A 23,971-nucleotide genomic window follows, 5' to 3' on the forward strand; every position below is an offset into this window, starting at 1 on the left:
CTACAATTAGTGAAAGTATAAAGTTTAGCTACTTAGCATCACCGGAGGATTAACATAATGATACAAAAGTTACCAACAAAGGAAGTATTTGCTTTAGGTTTTTTCATGTTTGCTTTGTTTTTAGGAGCAGGCAACTTAATTTTCCCTCCTTTACTTGGGCAACAAGCAGGGGAGTCGATGTGGGCTGCCATTCTCGGCTTCTTAGTTACGGGTGTAGGATTGCCGCTTTTTGCAATCATCACCATTTCAAACGTAGAAGGGAATTTGGACGTCCTTGCCAAGCGAGTACATAAGTCATTTGCACTTGTCTTTCCCGTTGTTATCTATTTGACGATTGGACCATTTTTTGGAATCCCACGAACCGGGACAGTTGCGTATGAAGTGGGTGTTGTTCCGTTTTTAGTAGAAGCAAATAAATTTAGTTTATTTGTATCAACATTAGCCTTTTTTTCGATTACCTTCTGGCTTGCGCTTAATCCTGCCAAATTGGTAGATCGTGTCGGGAAAATTTTAACGCCTATTCTCTTTCTTTTAATTGTCATTCTCTCCATTCGGAGCTTTTTCTCACCAATTGGGGAGATTGGCGAGGCAATGGAATCATACATAGATGGAGCTTTTTTTAATGGGTTTCTCGAAGGCTTTTTAACAATGGACGCGATTGCAGCCCTCGTATTTGGGATTGTCATTATTAATCGCATTCAAGAAAAAGGGATAAAAGCTGTAGGAGACATTCGTTCTTATACGATTAAAGCTGGCCTCATTGCCGGAGTAGGCCTTTCATTTGTTTACATTGCGTTAGCCTATATGGGAGCTACTAGTGTGAATCCAGTGGGGGTTCAAGATAACGGTGGAGCAATTCTCGCCGCTGTTACGTCGCTATTATTTGGTTCATTTGGAACGATCTTGCTTGCAGTTGTTATTACAGGAGCTTGTTTAACTACGTCAATTGGTTTAGTGTCTGCGTGTGGAGAATACTTAGCTGGGAGATTTAACAAAGTATCCTATCCAGTGATCATTGCAATTCTATGTCTTTTTAGTTTTACGATGGCGAACTTAGGTTTAAGTCAGTTAATTTCCGTTTCATTGCCATTGCTTATTGCGATTTACCCAATAACCATCGTTTTAATTTCATTATCGATTTGGCAGAAAAAGAATCCACTTCCTAGTTCTCTGTACATTGGGGCAATTATAGGAGCTGGGGTTGTTAGTATTTACGACGGCTTAACAATGACAGGCATTGAAATAGCAATCATTTCGAGTGCTTTTGCTTATTTGCCCTTGTATGCAGAGGGAATCGGATGGATTGTACCTAGTATAGTAGGTGGGCTAATTGGCACCCTTTGTCATTATGGAAAAAGGTAAAATAAAAGCAAAAGGTGTGACCTAAGAATGTCAATTTCTTAGATCAGACCTATTTGCATTTTGTTCATTATTCATTCGTTCCTTTAGACAAGTTACACCTTTACCGGCCACTCTCCAACAAATTCAACCTCGTTATACGAAAAGAAGTCACTTAAAACCTTATCGCGATCATCAAGGAAAAGCTGATCTGCTACGGCAGACACGAGCTTTGGAATACCAAACCTCATACCAGAAAGAGCAGATGCTGAAATGCCACAACTGATCAAAGCTGAATAGTTAAAAGCAAAGAGACCGTGTAAGTTCTTGCTGCCACTTTCATCGCGACTGACAAAAGCAAAACCAGGGCTTAAATAAGGATGTGCATCAAGCACCGGATTTGCTAGTTCATCAGGAGCCTGGTAGCGGTCACCCCAACGAGCAATGTGTTTTTCAACTAGTGAGAGCTCTGGACGTAATGCTGGGTCGGTAAGTAGACCTGTACTGATTAGTAAGAAATCAAAAGTAAATGTACCTTGTGGGGTTGTTACAACTGCCCCTTCATCTGTTAATTTCACATCCTGCCAAGGCGCTCCTAAGTGTAACTGAAAACCCTCCCACGATGTCGCGCGTTCAAACATATCATTCGTTGGTGGCTGATTGTGCTTGAAGAAATGCGCAATAGCTGCATATTTGTCAGCATCGGCTAAGGCATGAAAACGTTCAATCATGCCCGAACCTTCCATCTGGCGGATCGGATTGATACGCGGCATCTCTTTGCGGCGAACAAAGACATGTGCCTCGGCCACTCCTTCTGATAGAGCGAAATTAGCATTATCAAAGGCTGAGGCACCTCCACCTAAGACAGCAACCTTTTTACCTTTAAGTCGTTCAAAATCAATGGTTTCAGAAGTGTGAGCATAGAGATGAGGTGGTAAATTATCAGCAACCATAGGTGGTATATGCCACTCACCCCCTCCTTGAATACCTGTAGCAAGAATGACCTTGCGCGTGAGTATGCTGTTAGAAGGTGTTCCTGCTCTTTCTAGATGTAAGCGGTGAATGCCTTTAGTTTCAGGTTCAACTAGTTTCAGTTTTACCTCATTAATGACAGGTAGGTTGAGTACCTTGCGATACCAGCGGAGATAGTTCATCCAATCTCCACGCGGAATCTTATCGACCTCATCCCAACTCTTTGGACCAAACTGTGCTTCCCACCATGAGCGGAAGGTTAGTGAAGGGATACCAAGGTCAATTGAAGTTAAATGTTTAGGTGTTCGTAATGTTATCATACGCGCATACGTTTCCCATGGACCTTCTAAGCCTTCGGTGTTTTCGTCAATGACGAGAATGTTTGATACTCGCTCACGTAAGAGACCAAAAGCAGTACCTAAACCACTCTGACCTCCTCCAACAATCACGACATCATAGACATGTTCTTTGAGATGGTTGAGTGGGCGTACCCAATCTTGCCCTCCGTAAGCAAGATAAGAAAGATCGGTTTTCACTTGTTCGTTTAAAGTCTCTAAGCTCATAAAGTTTCATTCCTTTCAACTTCTTCTGTCAAGTTTATTTAAGCACTCCGTCCGTACAGTATCCCTAGTTCCTTTGCACATATAGTATCATTTCTATTACATTTATTGGATGTTGGTTATGTCTAAAATGTCCGTTTCATTTTGTGTGAAGTGACTAGTCAGAACCTTAACGTATAGCCTTATCACGTAGATAAAGAGGAAAATATAGGTTATGATAAGCGATAGTAATGATGTTAGATGATTACACAAGGAAATGTTTCTATTGGATGAAATGGTAAGAAGATTCTATATGGATCAATGACTCTTTAGTTAGTGAAGTAGTTATAGCATAGCAGAAGAAAAGAATCTCTGTAGAAATTGTGACAGTAAATCTTACATTCAATGAGGCTAGATGAAGAAAGGAGAATAACGGAAAGCAGATAGAGAATACAAAAAAGACTTAAGCTCTGTGGATAGATATTCTCAAATATAGGGGATAAAGACAAAAAATATGTGGAAAATAATTCTATAAATACTGAAAAGGAAGTGCGTATGTATGGAAGAAACACTTTATGAAAAAATTGGCGGGGAAGAAGCGATTGCAAAAGTTGTCGACTATTTTTATTCAGAATTGGTTCTTAAAGATGAAACTGTGAATCACTTTTTTAAAAATACAGATATGGAAAAACAACGTCGTCATCAGACAAAATTTATTAGTTTTGCATTAGGTGGTCCTAATCAGTATTCAGGCAAGGGAATGGCAAAAGCACACGAAGGAATGAATATACAACCAGACCATTTTAACGCTATTGCTAAACATCTTCACGACGCTCTTGCACACTTTGGAGTAAAAGAAGCTGACATAGATACAGCTTTAACGAAAGTCGCTTCACTCAGAGAAGATATACTGTATAAATAACTTTAAGAAAGGTGCCTGTCCTCAAATGCTTTACGATACTGGGGGACAGGCACTTTACGTTAAACCTTTAATTGTACGTTAACTAGTTGAAATTAAGATGTCACCTTTTGAACAATTGAGAAAACACGTCAACTTTTCCATTTTGTTAATGGGGTAGGAGATTTGCTAGTTTGAACAACATTCAGTAAAATAGGGGGTAGTTTGTACGTTTTGAAAAGAGGGTAATCAATGAATAAACAATCGATATATGGGTTAACATTTGACCGTTTGTCGTCATGGCTTTTGGAGCATGGTCATAAAAAAGGCCGAGCACAGCAAGTGTGGGATTGGCTATATAGAAGGCGCGTCACCGACTTTTCTGACATGGTTGATGTAAATGAAGACTGTATCAACGTCTTAAAAGAACATTTCGCGATTCAAACATTACAAGAGCACACGAAGCAAGAGTCAGCCGATGGAACAATTAAGTTCTTGTTTACACTAAGTGATGGAAACTTAATTGAGACGGTCCTAATGAGGCATAAATACGGGTTAAGTGTCTGTGTCACAACACAAGTAGGCTGTAATATTGGCTGTAGCTTTTGTGCGAGTGGTTTGTTAAAGAAGGATCGAGACTTATCAAGTGGTGAAATTGTTGAGCAAATTATGAACGTCCAACTTCATTTTGATCAAGTAGGCAAGGGTGAGCGAGTGAGCCATATTGTTGTGATGGGGATTGGTGAGCCATTTGACAACTTTGATAATATGGTTGATTTCCTAGAAATTGTCAAAGATCAAAAAGGGCTTGAAATCGGTCCTAGACATATCACCGTATCAACGAGTGGTCTAGCTGACAAAATTTATGAGTTTGCTGATCTAAAACTACAAGTAAATTTAGCGATTTCCTTGCATGCTCCAAACAATGAGTTACGGACACGAATTATGAAAATAAATCGCGCAATCCCGTTAGAAAAATTAATGTCAGCGATTGACTATTATGTCGAAAAGTCGAATCGACGAATTACACTAGAATACATTTTATTAAGAGACGTGAATGACCAAAAAGAGCACGCGTTAGAGTTAGCTCAGTTGATTGGCGACAGGCGCGCATACGTGAATTTAATTCCGTATAATCCTGTTGATGAACATTCCCAGTACCAAAGAAGTGAAGAAGAGACCGTATTGGCTTTTTATGATACGTTAAAGAAAAACGGAATCAATTGCGGTATTCGTATTGAACACGGAACCGATATCGATGCTGCTTGTGGTCAATTACGAAGCAAACAAATAAAAGAAGGCCAAAGCTAAGATTGATCATTCAAAGAGGCTACTGAAATCGACAATTTTCAGTAGCCTTATCTTATTCCTTTTATGATACATTAGTTACTTTGTCAGAGGCAACGACCATGATATCCTTAAAGTGAAATATAGGTAATTTAAAAGGGGGTAGAGGATGAAGGATTTACGTAGTGCAGCAAATAAGAAATTATATAATATATCTATGGGCTTTATCATAGTCTTTATGCTTTTAGGGTTAGTTGTTGTATTTTTGCGGTCTGATGTGATAGGGTGGGGTTTTTATGTCCAAGTTCTTCTTGTGATTGTCTTATCAACTTTATTGTTGCTCTATCCGAAGAAAGAGACAAACTATATGAAAACTTTTATCATTGTCGTTACGATGTTCTATTTTTATACGCTGTTTATAATGTATCCAGAAACGTCGTCTACCTTGCTATTAATCTGTTTAATTCCTGGTGTATCTATCTTATTCTTTCTACCAAAATTATTTTATTTATCCCTAATCATAAACGGACTATTGATGACTTTCATTTTTAGTTACATATTTTTTAGTGATCATGGCAAGAATTATCCACATATTTATGATGATTTAATAGGGAATTTGATTAATTTCTTCGCAAGTCAAGCGTTGCTATTTCTCATTTTTTATTTAACGTATACAAGGATGCGGAAACAACAGTTATATTATCAACAAATCCAACAGGCTGAGCGCTTTAAAACAACCGGACAGTTAGCTGCCGCTGTAGCTCATGAAATAAGAAATCCTATTACTGTTGTAAAAGGATTTGTCCAACTTTACAAGGAAGATCAATCGATACCGAAACAAACAAAAGAACATTTTTCTCTAATGTTAGACGAATTGCATACAGCTGAATTGGTTATTTCAGACTTTTTGTCCATTGCTAAGACGAAAGAACAGGGCGAAGTGAACATAATTAACGTCAGTAATTGCCTACATAGTGTCGTTGAGCTAATTTATTCGTATGCCTTACTCCATAATGTGAAAATTAAAGTAGATGTAGAAGAGGGCTGTTATATTTCATGCAGTTTAATGGAAATGAAACAACTCTTCATTAATTTACTGAAAAATGCAATTGAGGCTTCACCTTTTGGTGGAACACTTCTACTAGAGGCCCGAATGAAGAATCGTTTCGTTGAAGTGAACGTGATTGACTCTGGAAATGGCATGACAGCTGAAGAATTAAAGCAAATTGGAACACCATTTTACTCATTAAAAAGCAAAGGAACTGGGTTAGGTCTTACGATTTGTTTTAATATCGCTCATAAATACAATGGAACCATTCATTTTACAAGTGAACTTGGCAAAGGAACGAAAGTAAAACTTCAATTTCCTGCTAAAAAAGATCAAAATGAGAATTCTCATGTTTGTGATTAGGAGGCGACTCATAACAAGCCTAGTACGAACTTGAATGATCATGCCTTAAGTATGGTCCGATCCTTCAGGTTCGTACTATTTTTCAATTGTTAACGGCAATTGAATGGTAATTTCCGTGCCTTTATTTAGTTCACTTTGAATGGATATGTTTCCACCTGAGCCTTCAATGATTCGTTTACAAACAGGCAACCCTAGTCCAGTTCCATCCGTTTTTGACGTGTAAAATGGAGTGAATACTTGCTTTATTACGTCTTTAGACATGCCTGACCCGCTATCCTTCACTTTAATGAAACAGATATTGTTATGATTCTCGAGTAATATTGTCAGTTTGCCTCCATTATCCATGGATTCGAGTGAGTTTTTTACTAAATTTAAGATGACTTGTTTGATATGATCTTTTACACACGAAATTGGCAATTCATTTGTTGTTGAGTGAAACAATATTTCTACATTTTTGTAATTAGCTTCCGATTCCATAATTGGTAGAATTTCTTCAACGATATCGTTTGCGTTATAGGTAGTTATTTCCTGGGCAGTTGGTTTTCCTAACAATAACAATTCGCTAACGATCGAATTAATCCGATTTACTTCATCTAAAATAACCGTAAAATAGAACTGTTCTTTTTCTCCTTTATGCTTCTCACTTAGTAGTTGAACTAACCCTTTAATCCCAGTTAATGGGTTTCTTATCTCATGGGCTGTACTAGCTGCTAAATTTTCAACGAGTCTCATCTTTTGCATTTCGTTCTGTTCTTTTTCTTGTTTGATATGGCGCTGTAAAAGGAAATATTGAATGAATAAAAAAATAATATGAGAGACAATAAGCGATACCGCTAAATAAGAAAGAAAGGTTTTGCTGTATAAATTACTTTCTAATGGCGATAGATGAGCTGTAACAGTCCAAGGCAGTCTATCAACGTCAATACTAGAGGTGATTGTGTTCGTTCGAGCAGTGTTTGGTCTCGTATGTATTAGACTCATTCCTTTAGAATCAGTAACAGTAATATTTTCATCTTTTAAGCTTTGTTCGATGACTATTTGCAAATGATCCAATCGTAGGCTAGCGATAAGCAACCCTTCGATGTCGTCATTATAGATTGCTGGAGTTGCAATTGTAATAATGTTACGTCCAGTAACTCTTCCTATATGAGCATCAGAAATAGCTGTCTTGCCTGTCTGGAGAGCAGCTTGAAAATAATCCCTATCGAAGATGTTAACGGGAGAAGAGAGCTCATTAGATCCTATTATTAAATCTCCTTCAGGATTAGCCCAGTAAAAACCAGAAAAACGAATATCTTTTTCTTGTGTTGTAAGTAAAATATGCTCAAAACGGTTGAGTTCCTTTCGCTGAATTTGAATAAACGTAGCTAACATTTCAAGGCGTCCTATTGTTTCTCCAATAAATTGATCAATTTGATTTGCATGAAAAGTAGCAAACCATTGAGCTTTATGTGTATATTCTTGTTTAATTTTTTTTGTTTGTTGTTCGGTCAATAGATAACTGAAGACAATGGCTGGTAAAAGAGTAATAAATATATATAGTAGTAGATTTCGTTTGGAAAATAGTGATTTTAGTGATGGAAGGCTCATAGTAAGTGCTCCTTTGTTGTTGTAATTTGTTACGAAGTAAGCCTTTGCTAGATTATACCACTGTCAATTCTTTCTTTAAATAAAAAGATGGGGTTAGTCGGAAATAGTACAGTTTCAAAAATCTACGCTATTTATAAATAAATGAAGAAACATAATGGATTGGACAGGTGTAACAGATAAGAGCTAGGAAGGGGAGAGGGAGTAAAGTAGAGATTCTAGTAATGTGTACAATTATGTATAAAAGTATACAAAAAGAATACAACACGTATACATTATCGTGTGCTTGTATACAATCTAGTATACTTATTGTTTTATAGGTATGTTTACAATTATGTATACAAGTTTACGGTATTGTGTTCTTGTATACATAATTGTGTGCAACTGTGGATTGTTTATAAATCTTCTGTTCTAGTTTACTATTTAAGTAGTCGTAAAATTCAGCACTAAAGCCGATTGTTTTGAGTGAATAGCTATGGTTTTCATGTGAGTAAATCTAAAGTTGCAGCTGTAGGAAATGACTCTATTAAGCGTTATTTTGGATAAAAGAATAGGAGCTAAACATTCCAGAAGTCATTGCGAGGTACAGAAGAAGATCAGTTATTGGCGAAAACTTTTAGAAGGAATTCATATCCTCCCCTACTCTATGGGTAGGTATAAAAGAAAAAAATTCTGAACTGATTGTTTTCCGTTGGCGTTCCATAAGCTATGACGTCACTAGGAAGTTGTTTAATGATGCTTGAGGTAAGCATCCCACTATGTTCGGTCTCGTTTTATATAGAGTTGATCACTGTAGTTATTATTTCTATTGCCATGTCCCCTTTATGATTAACCTAATAAAAAACAGAAAACCCTCTATCCTTTTCCGCGGTCGAAAGAAAATACTTCGAAATTGTTTTTCGTTGAATCTGAATGAATGTCGCAAGGTCTTCAAGATGTTTAATCGTTTTCTTAATTAAGTTACCAATTGGTTTGCGTGTAAAGTGACGTACCACGGGGTTTTATTTGTATAATCTCGAGCTGATTTTTTCACTTGCTGAACAGTCAACAAATAGGCGAAAAGTAATGCTAGAGTAAGAGGAAGAGTTATAAGGATATCGATAAGAAGATTTCGTTTGGAGAATAATCATTTAAGCGATAAAAACTCATGATGAGTACTTCTTTACATGTTGCAAATTAAGGAGGTTAAGCATTGTTTGAATAGAACATTGACGAGTAGCCAATCAAACAAAAAAGAGAAATCGTTTTAAGTTTTTATGCTGATTGGCATGTATGAGAGATTTATATGTTGAGAACGAGTGTAAGAGATGGAGGGAATAGTATGATATTTTACATGTATACAATTTTGTAAACAAGAATACAAAAAGAGTACATAATGTATACAAAATTGTATTCTTGTAAACAAAACTGTATATACGTTGGTTTATCAACTTGTAAACAATTTTGTAAACAAGTAAACGCGTTTGTGTGCATGTATTCTTGATTGTGCGCAACTTTAGAATCATTGACGAATTTACTAACCTACTATACTATTTAAGTAGTGGTAAAATTTAGTTGTAAAACCAATAAATTTTAGCGAAAGGTATGATTATTATATGAGTAAATCTAGAATTGCGGCTATTGATGTAGGAAATGATTCTGTTAAAGCGTTGTTTGGAAAAGCTGATTATGAACTTAACATTCCAAATGTGATTGCAAGAGATACAGAGGATAGACCGGTTATTGGCATAGAAGAATTAAATGATAAAGATCCATTAGAAGGAATTCATATTCGAATCCACTCCCCTGCCCTAAAGGATAACAATGCAATTTACCGTGTTGGAAACTTAGCAACAAAGAGTGACAATGCGGCTGAGTTGGATCCAGGTAGTAGCAAGTCTGAAGAAGATCAAACGTTAGTTATGTTATTTGCATCGTTAGCATTAGATGCAGTAAGAGACGAAAATAAGGATCTGTTTAAAAAGACGAACAATGTGATTGATGCGAACTATACACTTGGGACAGGCCTTCCTCTTCGTGAAGTAAAAGAAGGAAAGGATGTAGGTTACCGTTCACGTTTAGTGAGTTCAGTCCATCAGGTTGAATTTTTAGTGACGCCTAAATACCAAGGAATTAAGGTGAATATTAAGTTTGATCAAATGAAAATATATCCAGAGGGATTTGCTGCCTATATTAACTTAGTGATGGATAAAAATTTAAATATCATTAATCGTGATTTAGTAGATAAGAGAATTTTAATCCAGGATATCGGTGGATTATCTACGGATATCGCAGTCATCAAAAATCGCAATGTCGATGATGATAAAGCGCAAGGCTTTAATCTGGGAGTTTCTGAATCACTAGAGGCAATCCGTGAAGAGATTAGAACGAAGCACGGTGTTGAATTAGACAGTCGTAGAGATGTTGTTGAAATTATTACGAAAAAACATGATCGTAACCATATTATGGTAAAGGGAAGTCGTACAAGTGTCCATGATATAACAGATCGAATTCTATTAGAGTTAGCGAAGAAACAATATCGTCATTTACGCAATGTGTGGCAAAAAAATTCACAAACAGAGATTTGTTATTTTGTCGGCGGTGGCGCGATGGTCTTAAAAGATTATCTTAAAACGCTTAATAATAGTTTAGATGGCTACAATATTGGCTTTTTTGAAGATGAGAAAGAAAGCATTTGGATGATGGCGAATGCTTATTATAAGTTGATTGCTGCTTTTGATCGAAAGAATAACAAAGAAACAGAAAAAAAGGCAGTAAAAAATTAATAGGGTGATCTTATGACAAAAAAGGGGATGACTGGGATTCAGAGAGGGCAGGCGATTACATTCCGTCTCCCCTCAGATACACCTGATCATATCATCAAGCAATTACAAAAATTAAAAGAGACAGAGAGAAGAAATTTCTCAAGTAAAATTGCTGAGTTTACGATAGAGGGAGTAAGTAACTCTCTATCAAAAGAGAAAGAAACGGTTACGATTCCGCTTCCTAGATCTCTAAGTAAAGAGCAACGTAGCTGGTTAAAGCATGCTCATTCTGAAGCATTGCTTGGAAATGTTGTCTATCAACTATTAGCAGATCCTGTACGAGCAACTTCTATTTTGGCTTCGCTAACTAGTAATGCCATTGACATTGACGAAGCGCTCTATCTTCAAGAAAATGAAATGGTTCAGTCCGTTCATTTAAGAAAGTCCTCAACCGTTGTTGAGCAAGACATCGATGAGGTGAAGGATGAGATTAATGATAGTGAACCGGGTGACATGGAAGATGATTTGCTTGATTTTGATTTCGAGAAAGCGAGACAGGAGTTAGCTTCCGCAGACGATGAGAGTCAAAATGAGGATGAAGAAGAGGATGCAGAAGATTTACTTGGAGATTTCCTATCAGCTATGAATAAGTAAATTGTATGAAAGAGGTTCGATGATCAGTGTGGTGATCATCGAACCTTTATTAATGAGGGAATTTATTTATGAAAATTCTATGTTTGACACAGTTTTATTTTTGTAGAAAAAATAGCTGTTCTGGAGGTAGGTATATGTGAAGGTTTCTACTTGTGATACGCTCAATTTGACTACTCGATGTTGTAGCTTTGATGATCACGTCCCCCACTTGAACGGTTAGATGCGTGCGGTCAATTCCCATTACGATATCAATAATTTTATAATTAAATGCATTGTTAGTCTCACTCGTTTTCTCCACAAACTGAATTTCTCCAGCATGAATACCAATATAGCCAGGCTCCTTGTGTGACGGTCGCTCGGATAAGGTAAGGTGCATTCCTTTAATGGTGCAAGTTGCTTCATTATCGGTTACGTGTAACGAGTCGATTAAAAACATATTTTTGCAGCCGATGATCGTTGCAGCTGTTCGGTTTACTGGCTTTTTAAATACTTCCTTTTTCTCACCTGCTTGAACAATGGTTCCTTGATCGTATATAAGCACGTGGTCACATAACCGGTAAGCTTCTTCCATATCGTGGGTAACGAGTATAACCATACCTGAATAGTGTTGCTTAATAATCGCTAACAGTTCTTGTTCAAGAAGATGCTTTACATGATGGTCGAGGGCAGAAAAAGGCTCATCAAGCAACAACAAGGCAGGTTCTGTTATTAATGTCCGCGCTAGTGCTACGCGTTGTTGCTGGCCACCAGAAAGCTCGCTAGGATAGGAATGTTCGTACCCTTCTAGCTGTACTTTGCTAAGCATACTGGCTACTTTTTCCTTTTTCTTAGATTTTGATTCGGATGTAAGCCCGTACGCAATGTTTTGTTGAACGGTTAAATGAGGGAATAATGCATAATTTTGAAACACATAGCCAACATTGCGATCTTTCGTTTTCATATTAATCCGTTGGTTATGAAACAAAGTTTGTTCATTTAAGATTATTTCCCCATCATCTGGTGCTTGAAGACCAGCAATGCATTGAAGTGTAACACTTTTTCCGCAGCCAGACGGTCCTATAATCCCAGTAATCCCATTAGAAATGCTAAAGTCACTAGTTAATGTAAAGTGGTTTAACGTTTTTCGAATTGAAACTTTAAGCACCTAGCTACCTCCTTTTTCTATCACCTTTTTTCTCTAAACGATTGAGGATGTAGAGAACTCCGATGGAAACAGTTGTCATAATGAGTACAAGAATATTTGCTAATTCGCGGTTGCCGGCAAGTAATGCATCATAAATGGCAATCGGCATGGTCATTGTTTCATTTGGAATACTTCCTGCTACCATTAAGGTCGCCCCAAAATCACCAAGAGCTCTAGCAAAGGCGAGTGTAATTCCGGTAGCAACGCCCCTCCAAGCGAGTGGTAAAATGATCGAGAAGAAAATGTTGATTTCAGATCGACCTAATACTCGTGCGGCTTTCATGAAAGTCGGATCAACACTTGCAAAGGCAGACCGTGACGATTTGATTAAAAAAGGGATCGACACAATTAATGCTGCGATAACGGCGCCTGTTGGGGTAAATACAATCGTCACATTAAAAGTATCTTCTAAAAACTTGCCTAGTGTACTTTTTCTTCCTAGTAAAACAAGCAAGTAATACCCTAGAACAGTAGGGGGCAATACAATTGGAAGTGTTAATAATGTATCCAAAAAGTCAGCTAGCTTGCCATTAGATTTATTCAAATAATAGGCAATCGGAATGCCGATCAGAATGGCTAATAGAGTTGCTATTGCAGCAACTCTTAGCGATAAAAGTAACGGGAATAAATTAACATCAGCCATTAGTCGAACTCCTTTGGCACAATGAAACCGTAGCTTTCCATAATAGGCTTACCAATTGGTCCTGAAAGAAAATCGATAAATTCTCTAGAAAGCTCTTCTTGGCTTGTACGCTTCACAACCGCAATTGACTGCTCAAGTGGTTCGTGCAAATCGTCTTCAATGAGGTTGAATACAACGTCACCTTCCTTATAAAGGGATAGAGCGATAATTCCAGCCTCTACATTTCCAGTCTCAATATAGGAGAGCGTATCAGAAATGTTGCGCCCAAATACGAGCTTTTCTTCGATTTTATCCCAAATTCCAGCAGATTGCAGTGCTTGTTTTGCTGCTAGTCCATATGGTGCATGGTCTGGATTGGCGATGGCAATTTTTTTTATGTCACGGTGTAGAAGATTCTCCAACGTTGTTACGGTGTGTGAACTGCTTGGAAGAGTCGCAATGCCCACTCTGCCAAAGGCATAGGTAGTTTGTGAATCAGCAAAAATAAACTCTTTTTCACGTAAGTTATCGACAAATGAAATATTTGCCGCAGCGAACACATCAAAAGGAGCACCGTTTTCAATTTGATCAGCTAGTTGACCTGTAGAACCAAATGAAAATGTAAGAGTAGACCCAGTTTCTTCTTCAAATAAAGGTCCTATTTCTGTAAAAGCTAATGTTAAATCAGAGGCAGCAGCAACCAATAGCTCTTGTTCACTTTCAGCTTGGCCATTGTTGCCACAAGCGCTTAATGTAAAAAGAATCAACGTACTACTAAGTAAAAGGTGATAGAAATAAATGTGTCTCATTATCATGCGCTCCCTTGATTCTATGTATAAAATCCATTATATCGACAATGGGTGAAGGGAACAACGAATAATGTCCGGGAGGCGTAAAGGGAGCATAACTTTTCTGAGAAATTTTCTGTCTATTGAAAGGGAGGGAGTGACTCGCGTTAGCTGACTAACAAGGGTCAGACCCCGAATAGATCGTGCAAATACGAGGGATCAATCTTTTACGAAAGTCTCGATTATTGCTTTTAGGGGTCAGACCGTTAAAATTAGCAGCGAAATTTATTCAAACGTCTGTTTTGAAACTTCAGTGAATGCTTGTTTATCTTGTTCGAATTGCTCACGTACTAATTCAATAGCTGCTTGGTTATCGCTATCAGCTGCATTTGATATAGCATGTTCAGCTGTTTCGATTGAATTTCTTGCTTGCTCGATTGCTTGTTTGCTTGGGTGTGACTGTGCTTGATGGATGGCGTTTTGAGCATGCTCAACCGCTTGCTGTGCTTGGAATATCTGATTTTGTGTTTGTAAGCTTGTAATATTATTTTTCAAAATGCATCCCTCCTGTTACTAATGTGCTATACAGAGGCGGTTAATATGCATGAAAACATCGGTTCAAAGTTATAAACTAATTTCTGTTAACTGCTCTAGTTTGATACAACAGCTTCGTTAGCAGCTTTTTTTGAAATACAAATTTACTTTATATAATAGAAGCAACGTGATAATAACTTAAATGTCAGAAATGAAATCGGAGTAACAAGAACAGATAGAATAATCAGTAACAAATAAGCAAGCATATCTCCTTTTAATAAAAGAGGAAAGAGGCAAGCGTGCCTGCACCTTTTAAATTAAATGTGGATACCATGACGGTCTAATGCGGCAGCTTCTAAGATCGAAATGCCTTGTTCTTCTGCAAAGGCAGTGAGCTTGTCCGAAACGATTGGAGCAAAGTCTGCAGGTGGGGCAGCGTGATTCATGGCGCGTTGGCGTGCAGCATTTCTTCTCGCAAATGGCCCCCAAATTGCAAAAGTAAGACCAGGATTTTGTATGTTGACAAACAATGTATTTCCATCTGGTGAAAAAACGGGCCCAGCAAATTCTTCTCCGTTTAGTCGATTGTAAGCAAATGGATACACATTTCCTTCAGGTGTTAACCCAATAATGCGGTCTGGTCCAGAACCATCCTCGGCAATCCAAAGGTCACCCCAAGGAGTAATCGTAATATTATCAGGAGCTCGTAAATCATTGGCGCTAGAAGACTCATAAAAAAGCTCTAATGTATTTGTAGCTGGATAGTAACGATAGACGCGCCCGTGTCTTCCTTCACCAGCACTTGTATCATCAAACCAAAACGTTCCAGCAGAAAACCAAGCTCCCTCTAAACGGCTGAAGCGAATGCAGTTAAGATCTCTAGCATCTTCTTTTGCACGCTCCGGATTGACTTCTTTCCAAACGATTCCAACTTTTTGTCCAGATGAAAACTGAGTAGCCTGGTTAGAAGGAAGCTCGTCAAATGCAGCAGCTTCGAGAATCCCCCCTTTTTGCAGGGAACCAAGCGTTTGACTACGGTCATGTGGAGTAAATCGATAGAAAAAGCTTGGACTATTATCTTCTGTCAAATACCAAATTCCAGTTGCCGGATCAACCGCACAGGCTTCATGAGAGAAATAGCCCATATCTCGAATCGGTGTTTTGGACATGTCATTTTCAGGGTTATCTGGATTAACTTCGAAGACAAACCCGTGACCTAATTCACGTGTTTCTTCACAAGTTAACCAAGTGCCCCATGTAGAAGGACCGCCAGCGCAGTTACGAATATTTCCTGAGTTTGTAACATACTCATCAACGACTTCATGATTAGTCGTTACAACAAGAGCCGTTGTACCACCCGCAGCTCCTTTGCTCCATGGGTTTTTTCCATTTACAGGGTATTGATGATTTGTACCAATCTCATGGTTTCGAACAAGAATTGTCGTGTTTTTAGGTCCTTGGAATGCTGCCATACCATCCATTACGCCAGGGATCAAATCACCATTAGACATCTTGTCACCTGATTTTGAAATGATTTTGTACTGAAAACCTTTGGGAAGATCTAATATTCCATTTGGATCTTCAACTAATGGTCCATATCCGCTAAACCCACTCGTTGGATTTTCTGATGTGAAGGCTGCTTTGCTTGAACCTCCTAGTGAAAATACCCCTGTTGTTCCAAGTGTCAATGCTAATGTGCTCATTCCACCAATCTTTAAAAACTCTCTTCTGTTTAATCCTTCCTGACTAGGTTTCATCAACGACTCCTCCATATATGTTTTTTTGAGGCTGCATTCGTGTAGTGATATCTAGTGAAAAAGGTAACAAATGAAAGTTATGGTAGCATTAATCTAGTGTAAGCACTGTGTAAATTGGGAAAAACAGTTAGAAAGATGTGTTCTTTTTTATAATAGGAAAGAAAAATAAAACAAATCCTAGGCTAAAGTCACTTTGAATATTCATGAAGAAAAATCTTATTACAGATAGAAGGAAATAAGTCTATGCCTTTGGTATTAGCGAACAGTTATGCAAGATAAAAAATGTAAATATTTTATTAGAAATTTGCTAAGAAAAAGCAAGAGGAAAAGCCAGCCAAAATACGAAATAGTCAGAAATCATTGGTTATTTTATTAGAATTCTGTTAGAATAAAATGCAATGCGACTACATATAGGGACGTTAGGTGACCAAGAGGGATAAAATAAGTCCCGTATTGTTCTGTTATACTAAAGAGTAATGGAGCAAGTAGTATTAAATAGGGGGATATAAAATGATCAATGTAGCAGATAATAGCTCTCTTTTGCGAAATGATGTGAAGAAGCTAGGAAACATTTTAGGAGAGATACTTGTTCATCATGGTGGTATCTCACTATTTAACAAAGTTGAGACAATAAGAGAGATGACGAAAAAGTTAAGGAAAGATTATAACGAGGAAGAGTATAAAAAATTAAAAGAAGAAATTAGCACGTTAAAGCCTCCTGTACGGCAACAGGTTATTCGCGCTTTTTCTATTTACTTTCACCTTGTTAATATTGCTGAACAAAACCATCGTATTCGTCGTAGACGTCAATATCAAATGCAGGACGATGGAGTTGTACAACCTGTATCACTTGAAAGTGCGGTTGTTTCGATTAAGGAAAACAACTTTTCTGATGAAGTGATTCAAAAAGTATTAAATGACTTGTCCATTGAATTAATTATTACAGCTCATCCAACCGAAGCGACGAAGCGGACTGTACTTGAAATTCAAAAACGCATTTCAACGATTCTTCAACAATTTGATAATCCGTTGTTAACGAAAAAAGAACGAAGGACGTTAGAAGAAAGTTTATTTAATGAAGTAACAGCACTTTGGCAAACGGATGAATTACGCCAACGGAAACCAACGGTCTTGGATGAAGTGAAAAATGGACTATATTATTTTAATGAAACATTATTTGAGACATTGCCTGATATTCATCAAGAGTTAGAAGCTCAATTGGGCCATCATTTTCCAGATCACAATTGGAAAGTTCCTAACTTTTTACATTTTGGTTCTTGGATTGGTGGAGATCGTGATGGAAATCCAAACGTTACTCCTGAAATTACGTGGGAAACACTTAAGTTGCAGCGCCAAGTAGCTTTGAAAAAATATGAAGAATCAATTATTGATTTAATGAAGCGATTTAGCCAAACAACAACACGAGTCACCTTAAGCGAACAATTAATTGCCTCGGTTGAAAAAGATGAAAATCTTTATATGGATAAAGGAGAAGCTTGGCCGATTGAAGCAGAAATCTATCGCCGAAAGTTTGCCGTTATGTTAAAGCGTATCCGTAATGTGGGTGAATCTGAAGTTGGCTATAATAGTTCAGAGGAGCTTCTAGATGATTTGGTGCTTATTAGAGAAAGTGCTGAGAAACATCAGCCATCCAATCGTCAACTTAAAACGATTCGTAAGTTAGTTCGTCAAGTCGAATTATTTGGTTTTCATCTTGCTACTCTTGATATTCGTAATCATAGTGGCGAACACCAAACAGCTGTTGCCGAAATTCTAAAGGTTGTTGGCGTTACTGAAGATTATGCTTCACTTTCAGAAGAAGAAAAGATCTCAGTTCTTCGTAATGTATTAAGTGAACCAAGACCTCTTATGTTATTAGAGGAAGATTATACGAAAGAAACACAAGAGATCTTCAAAGTATTTAAAATGATCAAACAAGCACATAGGGAGTTTGGTAGTCGCTCAATTGAAGTATATCTTGTCAGTATGACGCAATCACCAAGTGACTTACTTGAAGTGCTCGTTTTGGCAAAAGAAGCTGGAATTTATCGTCTGCATGCTGATGGGAAAGTAGAGAGTGGTTTACATGTCGCACCACTTCTTGAAACGATTGATGATTTAGTTGCTGGTCCAAGCATTATGAAGACGTTATTTGAAATGGACGTCTACCGTAACCATATTAGTGAACGTGGAAACCATCAAGAAATCATGTTAGGCTATTCTGATGGAAGCAAAGACGGTGGAACGTTAACAGCAAACTGGAAGTTATTTAAAGCACAACAAGAAATTCATGATATGGCTCGAGAGTTTAAAATTCGTCTAAAGTTCTTCCATGGCCGTGGTGGTTCACTAGGACGTGGAGGCGGTCCGTTAAATCGCAGCATTCTATCGCAGCCTGCTGAAACATTAGGCGATGGTGTTAAAATAACCGAGCAAGGCGAAGTCTTATCTTCTCGCTATCTTCTTGAGGATATTGCTTATCGGAACTTGGAACAGGCCGCATCAGCTTTACTTGAGGCTTGTGCAAAATCAACAAAGAACCCAATACAAGGTCATTCCAGAGAAAAATCTTGGGAAGAGACGATGGAGGAAATTTCAAAGCATTCATTAAAGAAATATCAATCACTTGTATTTGGGGATAAAGATTTCTTAACGTACTTTAATCAAGCAACGCCTCTTAAGGAATTAGGTGCATTAAATATTGGATCTCGTCCTATGAGCCGTAAAGGTAGTCAACGTTTCGAAGATTTACGAGCGATTCCGTGGGTATTTGCTTGGACACAATCAAGACAAATGATCCCTGCCTGGTATGCAGCTGGTACTGGCTTACAGACGTTTGCCGCTCAAGGTGAGGACAATCTTACTATCCTCCAAGATATGTATCGTGAGTGGCCATTCTTCCAAGCAACGATTAATAATTTGCAGATGGCTTTATTAAAAGCAGATTTAGCTACAGCAAAAGAGTATATCCACTTAGTTGAGGATAAGGCAATTGGTGAACGAATTTTCCATGATATATCAGATGAGTACAAACGTACTGAGGAAATTCTTTTGCGTATTACAGGCAATCAAAAACTGCTTGATAATACACCAAATATTCAAGAGTCGGTTCAAAGACGTAATCCATATGTTGACCCACTCAATTTCCTACAAGTTGATCTTATTCAGAAAATGCGTGAATCAGATGAGCAATCTGAAGAATTACTAACGGAAGTTTTGCTGACAATTAGCGGAGTAGCTGCAGGATTAGTGAATACAGGTTGATCAATAATAAAGATAATCCACTACGATTTGATCGTAGTGGATTTCTTTTTAGAGTAATATTATTTGACACTCGAATTTGTTCCACGTGAAACATTATTTGATTATTCTGTCAAATGAGACGTGTAGTGAACAGATTACTGAAGTTCTTTTAATTCTTGTAATCTCTCTACTAGCTTATTAAAAAGTTGCTTATCATTTTGATCGAGCGCTTCATCTATTTGCTGTCTAACTTTGTTTATTTCTTGATCCACAAGTGACTTTTCAATGATAAGCTTTGTTTCTTTTTCGTATTCTTTAAACTGTTTGTATCTTACAAAGTAATTGGTTTCTGATTCGACGAGTTGCAGGTAGCGGTGATTGGATTGCTTCCCATAAAAATGAAGCTTTAAATTTAATTTGTCAGAAGGGTTGCTCATAAGGTCACCAAGGGCTTTTGATACGTCTTCCGTTGTACGCTTTTGATTGTAATAAACAAACCCTGGTTTATCAGACTGCATACTTGAAATAAGAATCGTTCGTTCTTTTTTGGGAACAGTCTCAACAATGGATAGGTTCTCCAAAATATGATGGTTGTTGATGATATACTCAAGTAACATTCGCGCATCCTTATGTTTAAGTTGATACTGTTGTAAAAACCATTTTAGGAAACTACTTTTTTCACTTGTTGAAACCCAGTTTTTCATTTAATACCACCCTAATTTATCTGCTTTCTTCAAGCATAACATGATATACATATATTTCAATTATAACGTTCGTAGCTTGCGAGTGAAAAATAACAAGATGTGTTGTTTTTGAATATAGTAACGATGATACGAGGTACTAAATAAGGGGGAAGGTATGTGATCATCAAAAAGGCAACAAAAGAAGAGCAACAATATATTCAAAGCTGTGCACCGATTGTTCAGCAGGAAGCTACGGTAGGCTATACGAGTGGAAACAAGCTAATGATTACGGATGAAGTTCATTTCTTTTATAATACTGAGTACTTCTCCTTAGAAGATCATGGATTGCTTTGTGGATGGATTCTAGTAGGGGAAACGCGAACGCCAGCAGAACCTGATCCAATAGCGATGATTTTAGAATTATATGTGTTGCCACAATACCGTAAGAAAGGTTTTGGTTATATATTAATGAATTATGCAATGGATTTATTTCGGCATAGAAAGTTTAAGAAAGTCCAATTGAATGTATTTGCAGGCAATAAAGCGAAACTACTATATGAGAATTTAGGCTTTAAAGAAGTATCATCTTTAATGGAAAGACCATTATAGTGAAGTTGACTCAAAACCAAAGGGGATGAGCCTTAATGAACAATAGTAAGACAAATCTTTATATATTGTCTTTGGTGCCAGCCCCTTTGAGGCAGCTTTTTAATAAAAGTCATTTGAAGATTTTCTATGTTATAGCTGAATTGTTTGCAGCTAAAATCTAACCAAAATAAAGTAGGAAATTAGCATGAAGATAGGATTTGAGAACGGTCGTTTTTTGTTATATGATGAATGGTACATTCTTAAAAAATTATTGGAAAAAGAGAGATGGAAACTATGTACCCAAAAGATTTAGGTTTTAAAATGCCAGCTGAATGGACAACCCATCAGCGTACTTTTATTTCTTGGCCTGTTCAGGATTCAATGGTATACCCGAATGATTATGAGAAAGTCTTTGATGGGTATGTCGAGCTTGTTCGTGCAATGGTTGAATTCGAGCCTGTAACGATTATTGCTAATCCTAATGATATTGATAAACTAATTGAACTATTTTCCAGTGAGCGAGTAGAGTTTCTTGAAATCGAGCACAATGATGCATGGCTACGCGACAATGGTCCAACTTTCCTACGGGATGATGAGGGCAATATTGCCGCAATCAATTGGGTTTTTAATGCTTGGGGCCAAAAGTATAGCCCATGGGATTTGGATGATCAAGTAGCTCCAAAAATTCTTGAGCATTTTGGTATTAAACGGTTTGATGCACAAATTGTGATGGAGGGCGGTTCTTTTCATGTTGACGGCGAAGGTACATTGCTTACAACTGAAGAGTGTTTGCTTAACCCAAATCGCAATCCAGATTTAACAAAAGAGTTAATTGAACAATATTTAAAAGATTATTTGCATGTGGAGAAAATCATTTGGTTGAAAAATGGTTTGAGTGGGGATGAGACGGATGGTCACGTTGATAATGTCGCTTGTTTTGCTTCCCCAGGAAAGGTCATTATGCAAGTGTGTAACGATCCAAGTGACGACAACTACGAAATCACTAAAGAAAACATGGAGATTTTACGCAACACAACAGATGCCGAAGGCAGGCAGCTTGAAGTGATTGAGATCGAACAACCACCAAAAGCTCACTTTGAAGAAAGTCGTTTGACGCTAAGCTATCTCAACTTTTACTTTGTAAATGGGGGAATTATTTTACCGGTATTTGGCGGAGCTGCTGCAAAAACGGATCAAAAAGCGATCGATGTGTTACAACAAACGTTTCCGGATCGAACGATTAAAACGATCGATGGAATGGCAATTATCAAAGAGGGCGGAAATGTCCACTGTACAACGCAGCAAATGATTGCGTCTAATTAAGCGAAAAAGAGGTGAGTCAGATGAGAAAGGTAAAAGTAGCAGCAACTCAGATGAGTTGTTCAAATAACATTGAAGAAAACATTAGCAAAGCAGATAAACTTGTACGCGAAGCCGCCAGTCAAGGGGCACAAATTATTCAAATTCAAGAGCTGTTTGAAACACCTTATTTTTGCCAAAAAGAAAAATCAGATTATTATGCGTATGCAACCGAAGTAGAGAAGAACAAAGCGATTCTGCATTTTAAAAAGATTGCGAAAGAGCTTGAAGTTGTTTTGCCGATTAGTTTCTATGAAAAGAAGAACAATGCTAGATATAACTCTCTTGCTGTCATTGACGCTGATGGAGAAGTACTTGGCGTTTATCGTAAAAGTCATATCCCAGACGGACCAGGTTATGAGGAGAAATTCTATTTCAATCCAGGCGACACCGGGTTTAAAGTATGGGATACCCGTTATGGGAAAATTGGAATAGGGGTTTGCTGGGATCAGTGGTACCCAGAAGCGGCTAGATGTATGGCGTTAATGGGCGCAGAAATCTTGTTCTATCCTACCGCAATTGGCTCAGAGCCACATGATGACACGATTGATTCGAAAGACCACTGGCAAACGGTTATGCTAGGACATGCAGCCGCAAATTTAGTACCGGTAGTTGCATCAAACAGAGTTGGAGTCGAAGAAGATGATGATTTTAAAATCACATTCTACGGGTCATCCTTTATTGCAGGACCTCAAGGAAATAAAGTAGTCGAGGCAGGCCGTACCGAAGAAACAGTTCTAGTTGCTGAATTTGACCTTGATGCATTAGACATTCAACGAATCGAGTGGGGGATCTTCCGAGATAGAAGACCAGACTTGTACAAAGTTATTACATCTTACGACGGGGAAACGCTCATTTAACGTTATGTCGGTTTCTTTCAAATGAAGGCTGTCTTATAGGGTATGACGACCCTTAAGGCAGCCTTTACTTTGGAGGAGAGGTATGTTTCCCCTTCAGCTCACGGCGAAGCGAGATGCTATGCATGAGTTTAAGAATCGGTCGTCCGACTAAAAATGTGCTTCCGAGTAAATAACAGATGTTTCCGTATGGTTCGGTAGCGGGGAAGAAATTAAGACAGCTTCCAGTAATAAATAACAGCCCAATTAATAAGTCGTTGATTACCTTGATCACTCTGTATCTCTTATGAAAAAGTAGACGGAAACGACCTATTTTCATATCAAAATAATCCTCACGACTATTTATAATAGGCATAAAACCCCTCCTTGGAAACACTTTTACAGGTGAACTTTACCCATTTTAAGGAAAGAGTAAACTCGAGTGGGATCCCAATAACAAAGAGAGTGGAATGAAATCCTGTTATCAAGTAAAGAAATAGTATTTTTAGCAGAGGAAAGAACACAAGATTCGTTATTTAATTAAATGACTGGCTTATAGAAATTCTTGAGGAAGGAAATAAGAAAAAATATTTCTTGTGGGGTTTTACCCAAACAAAAAAATGCACCCGATTATTTGGATGCATACTTAATTATTCCGTGTAAATAAACAGAGTAGTCTCTTTGTACATATTCCCTTAATTTAATTCTTTCTTCTGCTACTAATACTCCAACCAATTCTTCAATCTTTTTTTCATTTTCTTTTGTAGTAGGAATTTCTAATGAAAAAAAATTCCCTCGACTACCGTTTAAAAGTTTTTTTAATAATTCACCTTTAGTCATTTGGGTCATCCCCTTTATATGTTCTATTCGACATAAAGGCGACTCTTTCCTTTAATTAACTTATATATTGTTTCAAGTTTTATCGATTTTTCCGTGTACTAATTATAA

Annotated in this window: 20 protein-coding genes; 10 read left to right on the plus strand and 10 right to left on the minus strand. The window is 37.6% G+C overall.

The features are described 5' to 3' along the window. The first annotated feature begins 57 nt into the window (after positions 1 to 57). Complete coding sequence (gene brnQ, locus SLH51_RS12575; protein ID WP_335961621.1) at positions 58 to 1,362, plus strand: branched-chain amino acid transport system II carrier protein; 1,305 nt, start codon at positions 58 to 60, stop codon at positions 1,360 to 1,362. Positions 1,363 to 1,454: 92 nt separating this feature from the next. Here the strand turns inward: brnQ and SLH51_RS12580 are convergent, their stop codons facing one another. Then, positions 1,455 to 2,873 (minus strand): NAD(P)/FAD-dependent oxidoreductase, encoded by a 1,419-nt coding sequence (locus SLH51_RS12580; RefSeq protein WP_335961623.1) that lies wholly within the window; start codon positions 2,871 to 2,873, stop codon positions 1,455 to 1,457. A 535-nt stretch (positions 2,874 to 3,408) separates the two neighbouring features. Here SLH51_RS12580 and SLH51_RS12585 point away from each other — a divergent pair. The 3 genes from SLH51_RS12585 (at position 3,409) to SLH51_RS12595 (ending at position 6,445) form a co-directional block, all read left to right on the plus strand. Further along, positions 3,409 to 3,771 carry a group I truncated hemoglobin gene (locus tag SLH51_RS12585; RefSeq protein WP_335961624.1) on the plus strand — a complete coding sequence of 121 codons (363 nt, stop codon included), beginning with the start codon at positions 3,409 to 3,411 and terminating at the stop codon, positions 3,769 to 3,771. A gap of 228 nt (positions 3,772 to 3,999) precedes the next feature. After that, positions 4,000 to 5,058, plus strand: coding sequence for a dual-specificity RNA methyltransferase RlmN (gene rlmN, locus SLH51_RS12590; RefSeq protein ID WP_335961625.1), 1,059 nt, complete (start codon positions 4,000 to 4,002; stop codon positions 5,056 to 5,058). 145 nt (positions 5,059 to 5,203) lie between these two features. Beyond that, positions 5,204 to 6,445 carry a HAMP domain-containing sensor histidine kinase gene (locus SLH51_RS12595; protein WP_335961626.1) on the plus strand — a complete coding sequence of 414 codons (1,242 nt, stop codon included), beginning with the start codon at positions 5,204 to 5,206 and terminating at the stop codon, positions 6,443 to 6,445. A 75-nt stretch (positions 6,446 to 6,520) separates the two neighbouring features. Here the strand turns inward: SLH51_RS12595 and SLH51_RS12600 are convergent, their stop codons facing one another. Further along, on the minus strand, positions 6,521 to 8,035 hold the full coding sequence (locus SLH51_RS12600; RefSeq protein ID WP_335961627.1) for an ATP-binding protein: 1,515 nt from the start codon (positions 8,033 to 8,035) through the stop codon (positions 6,521 to 6,523). A 1,592-nt stretch (positions 8,036 to 9,627) separates the two neighbouring features. On the opposite strand from SLH51_RS12600, the gene SLH51_RS12605 reads away from it, so the two are divergent. Together SLH51_RS12605 and SLH51_RS12610 are read left to right on the plus strand one after the other, a co-directional pair. Further along, positions 9,628 to 10,797 (plus strand): ParM/StbA family protein, encoded by a 1,170-nt coding sequence (locus SLH51_RS12605; protein WP_335961628.1) that lies wholly within the window; start codon positions 9,628 to 9,630, stop codon positions 10,795 to 10,797. 12 nt (positions 10,798 to 10,809) lie between these two features. Continuing rightward, complete coding sequence (locus SLH51_RS12610) at positions 10,810 to 11,430, plus strand: hypothetical protein (protein ID WP_335961629.1); 621 nt, start codon at positions 10,810 to 10,812, stop codon at positions 11,428 to 11,430. Positions 11,431 to 11,524: 94 nt separating this feature from the next. Here SLH51_RS12610 and SLH51_RS12615 read toward each other — a convergent pair whose 3' ends face one another. The 5 genes from SLH51_RS12615 to SLH51_RS12635 form a co-directional block, all read right to left on the minus strand. Continuing rightward, a complete protein-coding gene (locus tag SLH51_RS12615) occupies positions 11,525 to 12,574 on the minus strand; it encodes a sulfate/molybdate ABC transporter ATP-binding protein (RefSeq protein ID WP_335961630.1) in 1,050 nt (349 codons plus the stop codon). A gap of 4 nt (positions 12,575 to 12,578) precedes the next feature. Continuing rightward, a complete protein-coding gene (gene modB, locus SLH51_RS12620) occupies positions 12,579 to 13,256 on the minus strand; it encodes a molybdate ABC transporter permease subunit (protein WP_335961632.1) in 678 nt (225 codons plus the stop codon). Further along, the gene (modA, locus tag SLH51_RS12625; protein WP_335961634.1) at positions 13,256 to 14,044 is read right to left on the minus strand and encodes a molybdate ABC transporter substrate-binding protein; all 789 of its coding nucleotides are present in this window, start codon (positions 14,042 to 14,044) and stop codon (positions 13,256 to 13,258) included. Before modA ends, modB begins: the two co-directional genes overlap by 1 nt. A gap of 264 nt (positions 14,045 to 14,308) precedes the next feature. Further along, the gene (locus tag SLH51_RS12630; protein ID WP_335961635.1) at positions 14,309 to 14,578 is read right to left on the minus strand and encodes a hypothetical protein; all 270 of its coding nucleotides are present in this window, start codon (positions 14,576 to 14,578) and stop codon (positions 14,309 to 14,311) included. Between the two features lie 296 nt (positions 14,579 to 14,874). After that, the gene (locus SLH51_RS12635) at positions 14,875 to 16,314 is read right to left on the minus strand and encodes an alkaline phosphatase PhoX (RefSeq protein ID WP_335961636.1); all 1,440 of its coding nucleotides are present in this window, start codon (positions 16,312 to 16,314) and stop codon (positions 14,875 to 14,877) included. Positions 16,315 to 16,824: 510 nt separating this feature from the next. Between SLH51_RS12635 and ppc the strand changes: the two genes are divergently transcribed. Continuing rightward, positions 16,825 to 19,578 carry a phosphoenolpyruvate carboxylase gene (ppc, locus tag SLH51_RS12640; RefSeq protein ID WP_335961637.1) on the plus strand — a complete coding sequence of 918 codons (2,754 nt, stop codon included), beginning with the start codon at positions 16,825 to 16,827 and terminating at the stop codon, positions 19,576 to 19,578. A gap of 134 nt (positions 19,579 to 19,712) precedes the next feature. Here the strand turns inward: ppc and SLH51_RS12645 are convergent, their stop codons facing one another. Beyond that, positions 19,713 to 20,261 carry a YpiB family protein gene (locus tag SLH51_RS12645; protein ID WP_335961639.1) on the minus strand — a complete coding sequence of 183 codons (549 nt, stop codon included), beginning with the start codon at positions 20,259 to 20,261 and terminating at the stop codon, positions 19,713 to 19,715. A gap of 156 nt (positions 20,262 to 20,417) precedes the next feature. Here SLH51_RS12645 and SLH51_RS12650 point away from each other — a divergent pair, with 156 nt between their 5' ends. The 3 genes from SLH51_RS12650 (at position 20,418) to aguB (ending at position 23,047) form a co-directional block, all read left to right on the plus strand. Beyond that, positions 20,418 to 20,849, plus strand: a complete 432-nt coding sequence (locus tag SLH51_RS12650; RefSeq protein ID WP_335961641.1) for a GNAT family N-acetyltransferase — start codon at positions 20,418 to 20,420, stop codon at positions 20,847 to 20,849. A 273-nt stretch (positions 20,850 to 21,122) separates the two neighbouring features. Then, the gene (locus SLH51_RS12655) at positions 21,123 to 22,151 is read left to right on the plus strand and encodes an agmatine deiminase family protein (protein ID WP_335961702.1); all 1,029 of its coding nucleotides are present in this window, start codon (positions 21,123 to 21,125) and stop codon (positions 22,149 to 22,151) included. Positions 22,152 to 22,171: 20 nt separating this feature from the next. After that, the gene (aguB, locus tag SLH51_RS12660; protein ID WP_335961642.1) at positions 22,172 to 23,047 is read left to right on the plus strand and encodes an N-carbamoylputrescine amidase; all 876 of its coding nucleotides are present in this window, start codon (positions 22,172 to 22,174) and stop codon (positions 23,045 to 23,047) included. A gap of 64 nt (positions 23,048 to 23,111) precedes the next feature. Here aguB and SLH51_RS12665 read toward each other — a convergent pair whose 3' ends face one another. Further along, positions 23,112 to 23,399, minus strand: coding sequence for a YrhK family protein (locus tag SLH51_RS12665; protein WP_335961644.1), 288 nt, complete (start codon positions 23,397 to 23,399; stop codon positions 23,112 to 23,114). A 254-nt stretch (positions 23,400 to 23,653) separates the two neighbouring features. Then, positions 23,654 to 23,863: a hypothetical protein gene (locus SLH51_RS12670; RefSeq protein ID WP_335961645.1), complete on the minus strand. Its 210-nt coding sequence runs from the start codon at positions 23,861 to 23,863 to the stop codon at positions 23,654 to 23,656. Positions 23,864 to 23,971 lie beyond the last annotated feature (108 nt).

The sequence above is a fragment of the Halalkalibacter kiskunsagensis genome, from assembly GCF_037027555.1.
In the GTDB taxonomy this organism is placed as follows: domain Bacteria; phylum Bacillota; class Bacilli; order Bacillales; family Bacillaceae_D; genus Halalkalibacter; species Halalkalibacter kiskunsagensis.

Coding starts and splice junctions, on each gene's coding strand:
- SLH51_RS12600 (WP_335961627.1), bottom strand. CDS start 8,035: ATGAGCCTTCCATCACTAAAATCACTATTTTCCAAACGAAATCTACTA.
- brnQ (WP_335961621.1), top strand. CDS start 58: ATGATACAAAAGTTACCAACAAAGGAAGTATTTGCTTTAGGTTTTTTC.
- SLH51_RS12670 (WP_335961645.1), bottom strand. CDS start 23,863: ATGACTAAAGGTGAATTATTAAAAAAACTTTTAAACGGTAGTCGAGGG.
- SLH51_RS12665 (WP_335961644.1), bottom strand. CDS start 23,399: ATGCCTATTATAAATAGTCGTGAGGATTATTTTGATATGAAAATAGGT.
- SLH51_RS12585 (WP_335961624.1), top strand. CDS start 3,409: ATGGAAGAAACACTTTATGAAAAAATTGGCGGGGAAGAAGCGATTGCA.
- ppc (WP_335961637.1), top strand. CDS start 16,825: ATGATCAATGTAGCAGATAATAGCTCTCTTTTGCGAAATGATGTGAAG.
- SLH51_RS12610 (WP_335961629.1), top strand. CDS start 10,810: ATGACAAAAAAGGGGATGACTGGGATTCAGAGAGGGCAGGCGATTACA.
- SLH51_RS12655 (WP_335961702.1), top strand. CDS start 21,123: ATGTACCCAAAAGATTTAGGTTTTAAAATGCCAGCTGAATGGACAACC.
- rlmN (WP_335961625.1), top strand. CDS start 4,000: ATGAATAAACAATCGATATATGGGTTAACATTTGACCGTTTGTCGTCA.
- SLH51_RS12635 (WP_335961636.1), bottom strand. CDS start 16,314: ATGAAACCTAGTCAGGAAGGATTAAACAGAAGAGAGTTTTTAAAGATT.
- modA (WP_335961634.1), bottom strand. CDS start 14,044: ATGAGACACATTTATTTCTATCACCTTTTACTTAGTAGTACGTTGATT.
- modB (WP_335961632.1), bottom strand. CDS start 13,256: ATGGCTGATGTTAATTTATTCCCGTTACTTTTATCGCTAAGAGTTGCT.
- SLH51_RS12580 (WP_335961623.1), bottom strand. CDS start 2,873: ATGAGCTTAGAGACTTTAAACGAACAAGTGAAAACCGATCTTTCTTAT.
- SLH51_RS12605 (WP_335961628.1), top strand. CDS start 9,628: ATGAGTAAATCTAGAATTGCGGCTATTGATGTAGGAAATGATTCTGTT.
- SLH51_RS12595 (WP_335961626.1), top strand. CDS start 5,204: ATGAAGGATTTACGTAGTGCAGCAAATAAGAAATTATATAATATATCT.
- aguB (WP_335961642.1), top strand. CDS start 22,172: ATGAGAAAGGTAAAAGTAGCAGCAACTCAGATGAGTTGTTCAAATAAC.
- SLH51_RS12645 (WP_335961639.1), bottom strand. CDS start 20,261: ATGAAAAACTGGGTTTCAACAAGTGAAAAAAGTAGTTTCCTAAAATGG.